The organism is Candidatus Methylopumilus planktonicus (assembly GCF_006364715.1).
GTDB lineage: Bacteria > Pseudomonadota > Gammaproteobacteria > Burkholderiales > Methylophilaceae > Methylopumilus > Methylopumilus planktonicus_A.
Window position 1 is genome coordinate 127,475 of record NZ_CP040984.1, and the last position, 14,312, is coordinate 141,786.

14 protein-coding genes are annotated in these 14,312 nt (G+C 34.7%); 9 read left to right on the top strand and 5 right to left on the bottom strand.

From position 1 onward, the window contains the following. Positions 1 to 56: 56 nt before the first annotated feature. The 4 genes from purM to FIT63_RS00680 are packed head-to-tail and all read left to right on the top strand — an operon-like array spanning position 57 to position 4,110. Entirely contained in the window at positions 57 to 1,112 is a 1,056-nt protein-coding gene (gene purM / locus FIT63_RS00665; protein ID WP_140006149.1) for a phosphoribosylformylglycinamidine cyclo-ligase, read from the top strand. Between the two features lie 7 nt (positions 1,113 to 1,119). Then, positions 1,120 to 1,848, top strand: a complete 729-nt coding sequence (locus FIT63_RS00670) for a DUF3108 domain-containing protein (protein WP_140006150.1) — start codon at positions 1,120 to 1,122, stop codon at positions 1,846 to 1,848. Continuing rightward, the gene (locus FIT63_RS00675) at positions 1,838 to 2,851 is read left to right on the top strand and encodes a DUF3108 domain-containing protein (protein ID WP_140006151.1); all 1,014 of its coding nucleotides are present in this window, start codon (positions 1,838 to 1,840) and stop codon (positions 2,849 to 2,851) included. Before FIT63_RS00670 ends, FIT63_RS00675 begins: the two co-directional genes overlap by 11 nt. Before the next feature lie 2 nt (positions 2,852 to 2,853). Then, a complete protein-coding gene (locus FIT63_RS00680) occupies positions 2,854 to 4,110 on the top strand; it encodes an RsmB/NOP family class I SAM-dependent RNA methyltransferase (protein ID WP_140006152.1) in 1,257 nt (418 codons plus the stop codon). Between the two features lie 4 nt (positions 4,111 to 4,114). On the opposite strand, the gene ampD is transcribed toward FIT63_RS00680, so the two are convergent. Further along, positions 4,115 to 4,681, bottom strand: a complete 567-nt coding sequence (ampD, locus tag FIT63_RS00685) for a 1,6-anhydro-N-acetylmuramyl-L-alanine amidase AmpD (protein WP_140006153.1) — start codon at positions 4,679 to 4,681, stop codon at positions 4,115 to 4,117. Between the two features lie 37 nt (positions 4,682 to 4,718). On the opposite strand from ampD, the gene FIT63_RS00690 reads away from it, so the two are divergent. Beyond that, positions 4,719 to 5,720, top strand: coding sequence for a sodium:calcium antiporter (locus FIT63_RS00690; RefSeq protein ID WP_140006154.1), 1,002 nt, complete (start codon positions 4,719 to 4,721; stop codon positions 5,718 to 5,720). A gap of 19 nt (positions 5,721 to 5,739) precedes the next feature. After that, a complete protein-coding gene (locus FIT63_RS00695) occupies positions 5,740 to 6,186 on the top strand; it encodes an RDD family protein (protein WP_140006155.1) in 447 nt (148 codons plus the stop codon). On the opposite strand, the gene lptG is transcribed toward FIT63_RS00695, so the two are convergent. Then, positions 6,134 to 7,147 carry an LPS export ABC transporter permease LptG gene (gene lptG, locus FIT63_RS00700; RefSeq protein WP_262982092.1) on the bottom strand — a complete coding sequence of 338 codons (1,014 nt, stop codon included), beginning with the start codon at positions 7,145 to 7,147 and terminating at the stop codon, positions 6,134 to 6,136. The two genes, FIT63_RS00695 and lptG, sit on opposite strands and share 53 nt — an antisense overlap. Positions 7,148 to 7,200: 53 nt before the next feature. Then, positions 7,201 to 8,295 carry an LPS export ABC transporter permease LptF gene (gene lptF, locus FIT63_RS00705; RefSeq protein ID WP_140006157.1) on the bottom strand — a complete coding sequence of 365 codons (1,095 nt, stop codon included), beginning with the start codon at positions 8,293 to 8,295 and terminating at the stop codon, positions 7,201 to 7,203. Positions 8,296 to 8,340: 45 nt separating this feature from the next. Here lptF and FIT63_RS00710 point away from each other — a divergent pair, with 45 nt between their 5' ends. Continuing rightward, positions 8,341 to 9,822 (top strand): leucyl aminopeptidase, encoded by a 1,482-nt coding sequence (locus FIT63_RS00710; protein ID WP_140006158.1) that lies wholly within the window; start codon positions 8,341 to 8,343, stop codon positions 9,820 to 9,822. Between the two features lie 6 nt (positions 9,823 to 9,828). Further along, positions 9,829 to 10,245, top strand: coding sequence for a DNA polymerase III subunit chi (locus tag FIT63_RS00715; RefSeq protein WP_140006159.1), 417 nt, complete (start codon positions 9,829 to 9,831; stop codon positions 10,243 to 10,245). Here the strand turns inward: FIT63_RS00715 and gcvH are convergent, their stop codons facing one another. Continuing rightward, positions 10,246 to 10,626 carry a glycine cleavage system protein GcvH gene (gcvH, locus tag FIT63_RS00720; RefSeq protein WP_140006160.1) on the bottom strand — a complete coding sequence of 127 codons (381 nt, stop codon included), beginning with the start codon at positions 10,624 to 10,626 and terminating at the stop codon, positions 10,246 to 10,248. Between the two features lie 107 nt (positions 10,627 to 10,733). On the opposite strand from gcvH, the gene FIT63_RS00725 reads away from it, so the two are divergent. After that, positions 10,734 to 11,654 (top strand): serine hydrolase, encoded by a 921-nt coding sequence (locus FIT63_RS00725; RefSeq protein ID WP_140006161.1) that lies wholly within the window; start codon positions 10,734 to 10,736, stop codon positions 11,652 to 11,654. Here the strand turns inward: FIT63_RS00725 and topA are convergent. Next, a complete protein-coding gene (gene topA / locus FIT63_RS00730; protein ID WP_140006162.1) occupies positions 11,651 to 14,212 on the bottom strand; it encodes a type I DNA topoisomerase in 2,562 nt (853 codons plus the stop codon). The genes FIT63_RS00725 and topA overlap by 4 nt on opposite strands. Between the last annotated feature and the right edge of the window lie 100 nt (positions 14,213 to 14,312).

Below are 14,312 nucleotides of genomic sequence, written 5' to 3' on the forward strand. Positions count from 1 at the left end.
TTAAAATTTCAATTATAACGACTAACCCAAAAGTTTAATGAAAGAGAGCTAATCTTTTGAATAAAGATGATACAAGAAAAGATAATCAATCCATCACTTATAGAGATGCAGGGGTAGATATTGAGGCGGGGGATGCGCTTGTTGAAAGAATCAAGCCATTTGCAAAAAAAACTATGCGAGCCGAGGTTTTGGGGGGTATTGGAGGTTTTGGGTCTTTGTTTGAAGTACCTAAAAAATATAAAGAGCCTGTCCTAGTTTCCGGTACAGATGGGGTAGGCACAAAACTTAAATTGGCATTCGAACTAAATAAACATGACACAGTTGGGATTGATTTAGTTGCCATGAGTGTTAACGATATATTAGTGCAAGGCGCTGAACCTTTATTTTTTCTTGATTATTTTGCATGTGGCAAACTTGACGTGGAAACAGCATCGCAGGTTATTAAAGGTATTGCAGATGGCTGTGCTCAGTCTGGATGTGCGCTTGTGGGTGGAGAAACAGCAGAAATGCCAGGCATGTATCCTGAAGGCGAGTATGATTTAGCTGGTTTTGCAGTAGGCGTTGTAGAAAAAAGTGAAATCATTGATGGCAAAACAATTAGATCTGGCGATGCAGTTATTGGCCTTGCATCTAGCGGAGCTCATTCAAACGGATATTCGCTGATTAGGAAAATTATTAGTAATGAAAAGGTTGATTTTTCATCGCCTTTTGATGGAAAAACATTAAGAGATATTGTAATGGAACCCACTAAACTCTATGTCAAATCTATTCTTAAGCTTAAAGAGACAATCAAGATTAAAGGTATGGCCCATATCACGGGCGGAGGCATTACAGAAAATATCCCACGGATTTTAGGGGAAGATTTAATAGCGGAAATTCAATCATCAAGCTGGCCACTGCCAAAACTTTTTCAATGGCTACAAGATAAAGGAAATATTTCTAGTGCAGAACTTTATCGCACATTTAATTGTGGAATAGGTATGGCTATTATTCTTGACCAAAAAGATGTAGCTCGTGCAAAGGAAATCTTAGAAGAATCACATGAGACTGTTTACGAGATAGGTATCATTAGAAAACGTGAAGCTAATGAACATCCTACTATGGTGATTTAATTTAAACATGAAAAGATTATCGCCATTCAAAAAGTGGCTAGCAGTTTTTCTGTACTTATTTGGTACGATAGCTTTCTCAAAAGAACTCCCCAATATTTTAGAGTTGAAATACGAACTCACCCAAAACGGGGAGCCACTCGGTACAGTCATTGAAAAATTTATAATTGATGAGGCAGGTAACTATCATATAGAGAGCATTACAAAAGGGATTGGTCTTTACGCTCTTTTTGGAGATCGCGTATTAATAAGTGAAGGTAAGATTTCATTTGAAGGTTTAAAGCCGAAACGCTTTGAAGTCCATCAAGGAAGTAATGCGAGTAAAAATGCAACCGTAGATTTTGATTGGGATAATCAAATATTAATAACTCGCTATAAAGGTAGTGAAACGAAAGAAAATATAGAAAATAAAACTCAAGATTTGATTAGTTACTTATATCAATTTAATTATGAAAATTTTGACGAATCTATGATTGAGTTTGTAGCAGCTACTGGTAAAAAATATAAAAAATACCAATTCAGGGTTGTGGACAAAAAAGTCGAACTTTCATTAGGTAACGTAAATTTTGAGACCACCTCAATTCAAAGTATCGCCGAAAAAGATGGCAAGCCAGAAACTCAAATATGGTTGAACAATAAGCTTTATAGGCTGCCTATTCGTATTCGCTACCAGGAAAAAAATGGCTCAACATTAGAGCAAAATTTGGTGCAGGCAAATATAGATCTCAATGGACTTTAATCGTATTAAAAAATTACTGAAAAGTAATCATGTAAAATTTTTGTCAGCTATTTTTGTTTCAATTTTAATTCATCTTTTTTTATTAGGCGGTATCGATATATATAACCCATTCTTTTTAAAAGAGTCAGATAGTCTAAATATCGTTATTGTAAGTCATCTTGAAAGCCCTTTAAAAAATGATCAATCAGAAGTAGCTCAAAAGAAATCATCTCCCCCTAAAAAGAGCATTAAGAAAAATAAGGAACTAGATAATAGTTCGATAAAAAAAGAGGAAGGCAAAGAAAATGATTTAGATCATAACCTTCAAGGCAATGATGTAACTCAAATTTCAAATGGAGAGGAAAAAAAAGAAATTCAATATAAAAAAGTGATTATTGATTATCATGTAAGAAGAAGCCTAGATGGCTCAGCTATCGGCGCTGCAAAAACAATTTATTTACTAGATCAGGATAATCGCTACAGCATTAGGAATGAAGTTGAGGCAAAGGGGTTTGTATCTCTTTTTTATTGGAATAAATTAGTACAAACGAGCGATGGGTTTGTCACTTCAGAGGGCTTGAAGCCCCTCAATTATCATTATCAATTTGGCAGCAAAATAGATAATGCTGCAGTATTTGATTGGGAATCTAAAAAAATAATTACAACAACGAATGGAAAAACAAATGAGTTTGAAATGCTAGAAGCTTCGCAAGATATGTTGAGTTTCATGTATCAATTCATGTTTGAACCCCCTTTAACAAAAATGAAACTGTTCATTACAAATGGTAAATCTTATAAGCCATATGATTATGCTTATATTGGAGATGAAATTATCGAAACTGACATTGATAAGATAGAAACTATGCATATAGCAAAATTTAATTACACTAACGAAGAAAGAATTGATCTATGGCTTGCAAAAGATTATAGATTTATTCCGATAAAGATAAGAAAAACAGAAAAAGATGGAAGTATCTTAGATCAATCCGCTAAAAAAATAGAAATTGAAAGTTTAGGCTTATAAATATGTTAAATCTAAATTTGATACAGCACTGTGCAAATATCTTGGGTGAAATATTAGATTTTCATGGCCCTGCAGATATGAAATTGAGTAATTATTATAGGGAACATGGTGAACTTGGCCAAAAAGATAGGGGAGAAATCGCTGAATGTATCTACGGCATCATTAGGCGGCTCAGATTTTTAAAGAAAATAAATGAAGACGATAGTAATTATAAAAAGCTAGTGATTGCTTGGCTAATCAAAACTGAAGGTAGAAGTATTCGTGAACTTGAGCATGGGCTCAGTAAAGATGAAATTGAGTGGGCTAAATCACTAAAATCAAGAGAAACTGAAAACTATACCTGGCCTGAGAAATTAAGCTTGCCAGATTGGCTTTGGGATTTATTGGTTGAACAGTATGGCTTAGAAGAAGCAATAGATCTAGGAAGAAGTTTCCTTGAGCCAGCTAAATTAGATATGAGAGTTAATACAATAAAAATAAGTCGAGATGATCTAGTTGATCAGCTTGCAAAAGAAATAGCCGATATTGAGGTTATGACTTATTCACCATCGGGGATCAGAATTGCGCGGGGAACGTCATTAAGTCGCAATAAATTATTTTTAGAAGGAAAGATTGAAGTTCAAGATGAAAGTAGTCAAATACTAAGTTTCCTGGCAGATGCAAAAAGAGGAATGATGGTTGCAGATTTTTGTGCTGGCGCAGGAGGCAAGAGTTTGGCAATAGGTGCCATTATGAAAAATACGGGACGTATATATGCTTATGATATTTCTGAAAAAAGAATTATTAATTTAGGTAAGCGACTGAAAAAATCTGGATTATCTAACTTATTTGCACAAAAAATTAAAAATGAAAAAGACGCAAAGTTAAAAAAATTACATGGAAAATTTGATCGAGTGCTTGCTGACGTTCCTTGCAGTGGCACTGGAACATTTAGAAGAAATCCAGATTTAAAATGGAAAAATTCTATTCAAGACTTAGACGAGCTTAACATGAAACAGCTAGCCATTCTAGATGAAGCTAAAAAACTAGTAAAAAAAGAAGGCCGATTAATTTATTCCACATGCAGCCTTTTAAAAAGAGAAAATGCGCTTATTATTGAAAGTTTTTTAGAGAAGAATAGAAATTTTAAAATAATTTCAGTTAATGATATTTTGATAAAAAATCAAATACCTCTTTCTACAGGCATTTTTTTGGAGCTGACTCCGAATAATCAGAAAACAGATGGATTTTTTGCGGCAGTATTAGAGCGTATTGATTAAAAAATTAACGTTTATACTTTAATTTTTCAGTGTAAAGTTCTATTTTTTTCCAGTCAAAGTAAGGCCCTGGATCTGTTTTTCGTGATGGCGAGATATCAGAGTGTCCCACAATAGATTCAATCGGGTATTGTTTGACTATGCTTTGAATGAGTTTTTCTAGGCATTTGTACTGCTTAGATTCAAAGCTATCATAGTCGCTCCCTTCCAGTTCAATCCCAATCGAAAAATCATTGCAATTATTAACTTGATTCCAAGTCGACTCACCTGCATGCCACGCGCGATCTAAACATGACACAAATTGAATGAGCACACCATCTCTCCTAATTAGGAAATGAGATGATACTTTTAGGCCTGAGATAGATTTAAAGTATTCGTGACTGTCAGGGTTAAGTTTATTTGTAAATAAATCAATGATATTATTGCCCCCATAAATTCCGGGTGGAAGACTAATGTTATGAATTACAATTAAATTAATATTAGACTTATTCGGTCTATTATCAAAGTTAGGCGATAATATAACCTCTGCTTGTTTTGCAAATCCTGCATCGTTTATCAATAGAGATGAAAGCATTGTTAATTTAAGTAGTATTTAAAATTAAAGGAATGAAATGATTTTCTTACAATTATTTTTAATGTTAATAGTTATTCTAGTCGCAGCTGAGATATTTACCAATGCACTTGAGCATTTAGGGGAAAAATTAAAAATTTCGGAGGGCGTCACAGGATCAATTTTTGCAGCTATAGGAACCGCGCTTCCAGAAACGTTAGTCCCTCTATTAGCACTTTTGTCTTCTCATGGAGACGCCAAGACTAATCACGATGTTGGGGTGGGAGCAATTTTAGGTGCCCCTCTGATGCTCTCTACTTTAACAATGTTTATTATGGCTATTTCTGTAATTGGCCATAGAGGACTTGGAGGACATCTAAAACCTGAAAAAACAGGGTTGATTAGGGATTTAGATTTTTTTATATTCTCATTTATTTTCGCTGGAATAGCCTTATTTATTCCTCATACGTCCGAACTCGCTAGAGGGTTAATAGCATTTTTAATGGTTTTTTCATATTTTATATATATTTTAATGACTATTCGAGCATCAAAAAAACTTGTGAGTGAAGGCCACTCGACTGAAGCATCGAATCCAATGTTTATGGAAAGAATTGGTTTGCCAAATAATTATCTGATTATTTCTATTCAATTACTTATTGGCTTAGCTCTTCTGATATTTGGTGCAAAAGGATTTATTTCTGGCATTGAAGAGACATCATCTATATTGGGAATTTCTGCACTTATTTTGTCGATGTTAATTATTCCAATAGCGACAGAGCTTCCTGAAAAAGTGAATAGTATTTTTTGGATTCGTAAAGGTAAAGATACACTTGCATTTGGTAATATCACTGGCGCGATGGTATTTCAAGGAACACTCCTTCCTGCAATTGGCATAATTTTAACGCCGTGGGAGCCAAGAAAAGAAGTTTATTTATGTATCTTTATAACGCTTCTTTCTTCTTTGTGGATCAGAACTCTGATTCACAAATCTAATATAAAAGTTTGGCATTTAGGCATAAATGGCATCTTTTATTTTATCTACCTATATTTTGCACTGCATTGATTGATTTAGTTTTTTATTTGTGAAAAAAGATAATCCGCCGCTCATTCGAGTTTATGGTTCTTTAATATATGAATTATTCGCTCTAGTACCCATATGGATGGTGGCAGGATTTATTTTTATATATTTCTTTGATGATTTTTTCGGTGCATATCGCAGGTTAATATTTCAGATTTATTTATGGCTTATCTCAGGATTTTATTTAACTTATTGCTGGACCAAATCAGGCCAGACTCTGGCAATGAGAGCATGGAAATTAAAAATAATTTCTAGGCACGGAGCCCTAAGTAATAAATTAGCATGGAAGCGTTATGTTTATGCAACCTTGGGAGTGCTTATGGGAGGCATAGCCTTCATATGGGCACTTACAAATAAGAAACATTTATATCTTCATGATCAAATTTTGAATAATCACTTTATTGATGTTCGGTTTTATAAATCATCATCACACCGATTGAAAAAAAGATAAGCGTAGGAATTACAGCACAAGATAGAGGATGCCAGTCGTTAAGAAGTCCAATATGCCTAAATCCTGAGTTCATGATCTGGTAGAAAATACCAAAAAGAATGCCTAGAAATATCTTTACATTTTTACCGCCAGAGCGTTCTTGAAAAAATCCGAATGGAATTGCAAACAATACCATTGCAATAGATGCTAGTGGATAAATTAATTTTTCCCATAAAGCTATTTCATATCTAGTAACTTTTTGCCTATTATTTTTCAGATATTTAATAAAATGTATAAGGCCCATTGATGACATTTTTTCTGGAGAGATAAGCAGAACATTCATCATTTCAGGTTTTATAAGTGATTTCCAATTTGCACTTTTGAGCGAATTTGTAGAAATCTTATCTTGATTAAAAATTGTTTGATCAACATCCTCAAGCTTCCATTCAGATTCTTTAAAAATACCTTTTTTAGCGTTTGTAATTGTTCTTAGGTGAAAATTATTATCGAATTCGTATATATGTATATTTGATAAGCTTGTATCTGGCAAAACATGCTCAACATTAATAAAGCTATTGCTATCTTTAATCCATAAACCAGATCTAAATTCCTGAGTCACAATAGACTCTTTGGCTGTAATTTTTATTTCTTGCGCTTTTTTTTCTGTAAAAGGAGTCACGAGATCTCCCACCGCAAATGTAAATAAAGTAAAAAATAATCCGGTAAATGAGAGTGTAAGTGCTATGTGCTTTATCGAGTATCCGCTTGAACGTATAACAGTTAATTCAGAATTTTCAGAAAGCTGCCCGATAGCATACATAGATCCAATAAGGACTGCGATAGGGACTATTTCATAAACATGCCCTGGGATACTAAAAACAACATAACTAAAAATACTAAGTAAGCTATACGTTCCCTTTCCTAAATCATTCATTTCTTGAATGAAATCAAAAAAAGATAATATACCTATAAGCCCAATCATGATCCCGAAAATTGGCAAAACAAACTCTAAATTAAGATATCGATACAAAATTCTCATTTTGTATTTAAGATACGTTTTAAGTTAAATAACGGCTGATTGATTGACCGTCTATAAGTAAAATAAATGGCTACAAATAAAAAAATAAGATGAATTGGCCAAAAACCAATTGTTACACTTACTTTTTTAAGAGTGATGAATGTATTCATGATAGCTAAAAGATTATTGTAGATAATAAAAATTAACACAGCAAAAATAATATTAAGAGATCTTCCTGCCCGAGGATTGGTAAAGCTTAAGGGAATAGCTAAGAAAACTAATAGAATGCATGAAATGGGAGCTGCAATCCTCCACTGAAGTTCTAATCGGTCTCCTAGAGTATTAGATTTAATTACATCAGAAAGTTTTTTACTATCAATACTTTCTATATAAGGCTCAACAGGTTGTTGGGCAGTCAAAATGCCATATTGATCAAATTCAGTAGTAGAAAACTCTTTTGTATTTGGAATACCCTCGTACCTTCGACCTTTTTGCAAAATAATATAGTTATCACCTTTGCTTGAAATTTCTCGATGACCATTACTAGCAATCACCACGCCTAATTTATTATTGTGCTTTGTTTGTGCAAAAATATTTTTTACAGAACTTCCTAATTCATCAAAGCTTTCAATATAAAATACTCGATCTAAACTTTTTGATTCTTTAAACGTCCCTGGATTAAGCCTTGACAATTCATCGCGACTTTTTAATTGGCTCTTAAATTGATCGGCAGTTCTGACTGCCCAAGGGTTTAAAAAAAGTGAAAGAAATGCCACCATGAATATTGCCGGCAAAGCAAAAGAAGCAATTGGTTTAATAATCTTTGCGAGACTCAAGCCAGAGCTAAGCCAGATAATCATTTCTTGGTCACGATACCATCGAGAAAGCGTAAGAAGTACTGCTAAGAAAATAGACAGAGACAAAAGAAGGGGGGAATATTTGATAAGATTAAGCCCCAGAATTGTCATGATTGAATCATTCGGGATAGCGCCCTTAGCTGCAAATCTAAGATAAAATGTAATTCTTTGGGCCATTACTATACTCATAAGTACCAAAAGTGCCGTAACTGAATTAACAAGCAGTTCTTTTTTTAACGAGCTTTTAAATAGCATTGATTTTTCCCGTTTTTAAAATTCGAGAATATTTAAGGAATATATATGAAATTTAGCATAAAAACAGATCACCCGGAGAAACAACGATCAGATGTATTAGTCCTCGGAGTTTACGACTCACTTAAGGTTGCATATGACAAACCAATTTTAAGCACATCTACGATTAACTATATTGCTTCTATTTTGAAACATGGTGATATGAGTGGTAAAGCTGGCTCTTCTCTTATTTTATATAATGTGCCTGGAATAAAGATCCCAAAAATACTTTTAATAGGCCTAGGTAAAGAAAAAGAGCTAGATGGGAAAAAATACTGTGCCGCAGTAAGAGCTATGATTTATGCACTTAAGAAAATGGACGTTAAAACAATTTCATCTTATATACAAATTGCTCCAGTTATAGAAAGTGATATTGCTTGGAATATTGAGCACTTTATAAACGAAGTTATGGACGCGAGTTATGAATTCGCTGAGCTCAAAACAATCAATAAAAAAACTAAAAAAACTTTTGATTTTCTTGTGAATGCAGATAAGAAAAATCAAAAAATCGCTGAGGCAGCGCTAAAGAAATCCTTTGCATTAGCAAAAGGGATTGAGCTTACAAAAACGCTTGGCAATCTCCCACCTAACATATGTACACCCACTTATTTGGGCAAAAAAGCTCAAGAAATTGGAAAAGAACATGGCATGAAGATTGATGTTTTAGATCAAAAACAAATTGAAAAATTAAAAATGGGCTCTTTCCTTGGGGTAGCTAAAGGCAGCAGACAGGCCCCAAAATTTATTATACTTCAGCACAATAAAGGTAAAAAAACACAAAAACCCATTATTTTGGTAGGCAAGGGCATTACGTTCGATGCAGGTGGCATATCAATTAAACCTGCGGGTGATATGGATGAAATGAAATACGATATGTGTGGAGCGGCTAGCGTCCTCGGTACCTTTGAGACGATTGGCCTTTTGAATCTCCCCATGAATGTCATTGGAATAATTCCAACATGTGAGAATTTACCTGATGGGTTAGCTTTGAAACCTGGAGATATTTTAACCAGTATGTCAGGCCAAACAATTGAAGTATTAAATACTGACGCTGAAGGAAGATTAATTTTATGCGATGCATTAACTTACGCAGAGAGATTTAATCCAGAGGTCGTAATTGATATTGCAACTCTCACAGGGGCATGTGTGATTGCTCTTGGGCATCACGCTTCAGCCTTGTATAGCAATGACGATAAGTTAGCTAAAGATCTTGAGTCAGCAGGTCAAATATCTATGGATCGTGTATGGCGTATGCCGTTGTGGGAAGACTATCAATCACAACTCGATAGCAACTTTGCAGATATGGCTAATATTGGCGGAAGAGCAGGAGGCAGTATTACTGCGGCTTGCTTCTTGTCTAGATTTGCAAAAAAATATAAATGGGCTCATTTGGATATTGCAGGAACTGCATGGAAATCCGGAAAAGCTAAAGGAGCCACGGGAAGGCCGGTTGGATTATTAACACAATATATTTTAAATAAAATATATTAAACTTTCATGACCTATATAGATTTTTATTTTAATGTAGAAAATAAATTTAATAAAATTCACGAAATCTTAGAAAAAGAAATTTTTCGAAAAAGAAAAATATATATATCAGTAAGTGATTTAAATGGCGCTGAGCTATTAAGCGACTTTCTGTATTCAGCTGCAGTCACTTCATTCCTTCCGCATATGATAGGAAGTTATGAAGAGAGAGCGCCTGTTCATATTGATTGGGAACATAAATCTTTAACTGATGACTTTATGGTTAATTTAAAGTCAGATATTCCACCTTCTTTTTCAAGGTACTTGAGGCTTATTGAGATTGTGTCCAACGACGACGAAGACAAGAAAAAAGCAAGAGATCGTCTAAAGTTTTATCGTGATCGCGGTTACGAGATTAAGCTGATTGATGTTACAAAAGAAATTTAATTAGCGAGTGAGTTCGGAGTATTGAGAAGCGTCTAAAAAAAGCTCTTTGTTATTTATGTCATCTTGAGATGACATTTTACAAATCCAAGTTTCATAGGGCTTGTCGTTAATTGACTCTGGAGATTTTTGTATATTAGGGTTAATTTCCATCATCACACCATTGAGCGGCCCTATTAAATCAGAAGCTGTTTTGACTGACTCAATCGTACCAAAGGCAATATCTCTTGAGATCTGACTTTGTAATTTGGGGAGCTCTACAAAAACGACATCACCTAAAAGATTTTGGGCGAAATCGGTAATACCAATTTCATACGTAGCATCCCCAATGGATTTAATCCAGAGGTGCTCACGTGTATAGATAAGTGTATTTGGAATATTCATAATAAATTAGTTAAAGGCAATTTTATCTTTAAATACATTAAGTTAATGACAAATATGTTTTTTTTGTTTATTATCGCGTAAATTTAGTATGAATAGGAGATTACAGAATGAGAGAACGTATCAGACTTTTTTTCATCCTAAGCATTACTTTTTTTCTTGCATTACCTGCAATCACAGTCCAAGCAAAACCATCAAAAGCAGAGATAGCTCGCATATCTCGAGCAGATACCAAAACCAATAAAGACGGCCTTTTAAGGGTAGCCTCTTCAAACGCTCTTATTGTAAATCAAAATACTGGCGAAGTATTATTTGCTAAAGATACTGACGCTTTAACTTCTATTGCTTCAGTTACTAAGCTTATGACTGCTATGGTAACTTTAGATGCAAATCTTTCTATGGATGAAGAGATTGCCATCACGAATGAAGATGTAGATACGGTAAAAAATTCAAGTTCAAAATTGCCAGTGGGAACAGTCTTGCCCCGCTCAGAATTGCTTAAAATTGCTTTGATTGCTTCTGATAATCGTGCAGCATCCGCTTTGGGTAGAAATTATCCAACAGGAAAAGCTGGTTTCGTAAATGCCATGAATATTAAAGCTTTACAACTTGACATGACGCGCAGTGAATTTGCAGACCCTACAGGGCTTAATAATCATAATATGTCGACAGCTGAAGATCTTGTAAAGATGGTAAAAGCCGCATACCAATACCCTGAAATTCGAGAAATTACAACGACAGCTTCATACGAAGCTTACGTTAAAGGACATCGTGCGCCAGTAAATTTTAATAATACTAATGGACTGATAAGAAAGAGTGACTGGATTATTGGCTTATCAAAAACTGGCTTTATCCAAGAAGCTGGAAGATGCCTAGTCATGCAAGCCATAATAAGTGGACAGCCTATGATTATAGTATTACTTAAATCTTATGGAAGTGCTACTCGAACTGCAGATGCAAATAGAATTCGTAAGTGGATCGAAAAAACCTCTTCAATTTCTCATTTAAATCTATCTAAACAAGACAGCTAAACTTTTTTAGCTTTTACAGCTTTCTTCTTTGCTGCAGGTTTTTTAATAGCTTCTTTTTTCTCAGATGTTTTCTTAACAGTTGTTTTTTTAGCTGCTGTTTTCTTTTTGCCCTTGCTCGAAGCTTCTTTATGAGTAATTAGTATTAGAGCCTCTTCCAAAGTAATTTTTTCGATATCCTGATCTTTTGACAAGGTAACTTTAGTAGATCCTTTTTGAAGGTATATGCCATATCGACCATTAAAAATTTCAACCGAAAGGTTTGCTTCGGGATCGTTACCCAAAATTCTTAAAGGAGCATTTTTAGCAATAGCTTCTGCTATTAACTCAAGGGCTCGATCCAGTGTGATATCAAAAATAGATTCGGATCTTGGAATAGATTTAAATTTGCCATCATAATTTACATAAGGCCCAAAACGTCCAATATTTACAATCACTTTTTTGGCAGTTTCAGGGTGGAGACCTAACTCCTTAGGAAGGGATAGAAGATTTAATGCTATGTCTTCATTTAAATCACTCAATGAAATTTCTTTAGGAACACTAACGCGCTTAGGTTTCTTTTTGCTGTCTTCTTCTTGAACGCCTACTTGAAGATAAGGCCCATAGGGGCCTACCAAAAGAAGAACATCTTTGCCGGTTTCAGGATCTTTGCAAACAAGAACAGGCTCATTCGGAGCGCTTGAGTCACCATTTACATTTCTTGTGTAATCACAATCTGGGTAGCCTGAGCATCCAATGAACTTACCTCTCCTACCAAGTCTAGAGAATAAAGGTTTGCCGCATTTAGGACAGTCTTCATTAATAGCTTCTTGTGTAATTTCAGCTCGATCGATATTTGATTTTTCAATAATTGTTTTATTGAAGTCATCCCAAAAGCTTTTAAGAAGCGGAATCCATTCTTTATTATTCTCTGCAATTTCGTCTAAAGAGCTTTCAAGACCAGCAGTAAAATCATAATCTACATAGCGAGTAAAATGCTCAGTTAAAAATTTATTAACTACACGACCTACATCAGTAGGCATAAATCTTTTTTTATCGAGAATGACATATTCACGATCTTGAAGTGTTGAAATAATACTTGCATAGGTAGAAGGTCTTCCAATGCCATATTCTTCCAACGATTTGACTAGGCTGGCTTCAGAGTATCTGGGCGGTGGCTCAGTGAAATGTTGATCCCCATAAATTTTATCAATAGTTAGAATTTCGCCAGTTTCCAGTGGAGGTAATTTAAGAGAGTCTTCATCTTCATTTGAAGCGTCATCTAAGCTTTCAGTATAGATAGCAATAAATCCTGGGAATATAAGCGTTTGCCCCGTCGCCCTGAATAAATTTGCTTCAGAGCCAATTGCAAGATCAACACTCACTGCATCAAACTTTGCTGGCGTCATTTGGCTAGCTAAAGATCGCTTCCATATCATTTCGTATAACTTAAATTGTTCAGGAGACAATTTACCGATAAGGCTCTGGGGTGTTCGGCTAATATCTGTTGGTCTAATAGCTTCATGTGCCTCTTGCGCATTTTTTGATTTTGTTTTGTAAAAAATAGGCGCTTTAGGTAAATAATCTGCTTCAAAATTTGACTGAATGTATCCTCTAATTTGATTCATCGCTTCATTTGAGAGCGAGAGTGAATCAGTCCTCATGTAAGTAATTAATCCTACGGCACCGCTGCCAGTATCAAGACCTTCATATAGCTGCTGGGCAATTCTCATGGCTCGGCTCGTTGTAAAACCCAGTTTGCGAACTGACTCTTGTTGAAGTGTTGATGTTGAGAATGGGGGCGCAGGGTTGCGCGTTCTTTGTTTTTTTTCAACGCGCGTAACTTTTGTTTTTCCAGCACTTTCTAGAAGTAATTTACCAACAATATTTTCGTGATCTTCTTTTGAAGTAATAGTAAATTGCTCTACTTTTTTATTGTCGAGCTGAACGAGTTTTGCTTGAAATTTATTTTTAGACTTAATAGAATCTAAATGAATCGTCCAATATTCTTGGCTGATAAATTTTTCGATTTCAATTTCTCTTTCAATAATAAGCCTTAATGCTGGGCTCTGAACTCTTCCCGCCGATAATCCTCTTCTGATTTTCTTCCAAAGTAGAGGTGATAAATTGAAACCTACAAGATAGTCGAGCGCTCTTCTAGCTTGCTGAGCGTTGACAAGAGGCATTGATATATCTCGAGGATGTTCAATGGCATACTCAATAGCTGATTTCGTAATTTCCTGAAAAATGACTCTTTTAATTAACTTATCTTTAGTTAATTTTTTTTCATTGAGTATCTCCAGGATATGCCATGAAATAGCTTCTCCTTCTCGGTCAGGATCCGTAGCTAGATAGACTTCATCAGATTTTTTTACGGCCCTTGCGATTTCATCAACATGCCTGGAGTTTCTTTCAATAATTGCATAATTCATTTTGAAATTATTATCTGTTTCAACGGCACCTGTTTTTGGAATAAGGTCACGCACATGGCCATAAGATGCTAAAACTTCGAATTTATTGCCAAGATACTTTTGAAGAGTTTTGGCTTTAGATGGTGATTCAACAATTAAAAGTTTAGACATTAGGGTTTTCTAGATCAAAAATTTGGGTGAATAATAAATTTAAATCTTGATATATACAAGGTGTCTATACTAACTTAGTTAAATAAATTACGTTAATTAA

What these genes read in the sequence shown, in the direction of transcription:
- lptF (WP_140006157.1), bottom strand. Translation starts at nt 8,295, where the DNA reads ATGCTATTTAAAAGCTCGTTAAAAAAAGAACTGCTTGTTAATTCAGTT.
- ampD (WP_140006153.1), bottom strand. Translation starts at nt 4,681, where the DNA reads ATGCTTTCATCTCTATTGATAAACGATGCAGGATTTGCAAAACAAGCA.
- FIT63_RS00715 (WP_140006159.1), top strand. Translation starts at nt 9,829, where the DNA reads ATGACCTATATAGATTTTTATTTTAATGTAGAAAATAAATTTAATAAA.
- lptG (WP_262982092.1), bottom strand. Translation starts at nt 7,147, where the DNA reads ATGATTGGGCTTATAGGTATATTATCTTTTTTTGATTTCATTCAAGAA.
- FIT63_RS00670 (WP_140006150.1), top strand. Translation starts at nt 1,120, where the DNA reads ATGAAAAGATTATCGCCATTCAAAAAGTGGCTAGCAGTTTTTCTGTAC.
- FIT63_RS00725 (WP_140006161.1), top strand. Translation starts at nt 10,734, where the DNA reads ATGAGAGAACGTATCAGACTTTTTTTCATCCTAAGCATTACTTTTTTT.
- gcvH (WP_140006160.1), bottom strand. Translation starts at nt 10,626, where the DNA reads ATGAATATTCCAAATACACTTATCTATACACGTGAGCACCTCTGGATT.
- FIT63_RS00690 (WP_140006154.1), top strand. Translation starts at nt 4,719, where the DNA reads ATGATTTTCTTACAATTATTTTTAATGTTAATAGTTATTCTAGTCGCA.
- topA (WP_140006162.1), bottom strand. Translation starts at nt 14,212, where the DNA reads ATGTCTAAACTTTTAATTGTTGAATCACCATCTAAAGCCAAAACTCTT.
- FIT63_RS00710 (WP_140006158.1), top strand. Translation starts at nt 8,341, where the DNA reads ATGAAATTTAGCATAAAAACAGATCACCCGGAGAAACAACGATCAGAT.
- FIT63_RS00680 (WP_140006152.1), top strand. Translation starts at nt 2,854, where the DNA reads ATGTTAAATCTAAATTTGATACAGCACTGTGCAAATATCTTGGGTGAA.
- FIT63_RS00675 (WP_140006151.1), top strand. Translation starts at nt 1,838, where the DNA reads ATGGACTTTAATCGTATTAAAAAATTACTGAAAAGTAATCATGTAAAA.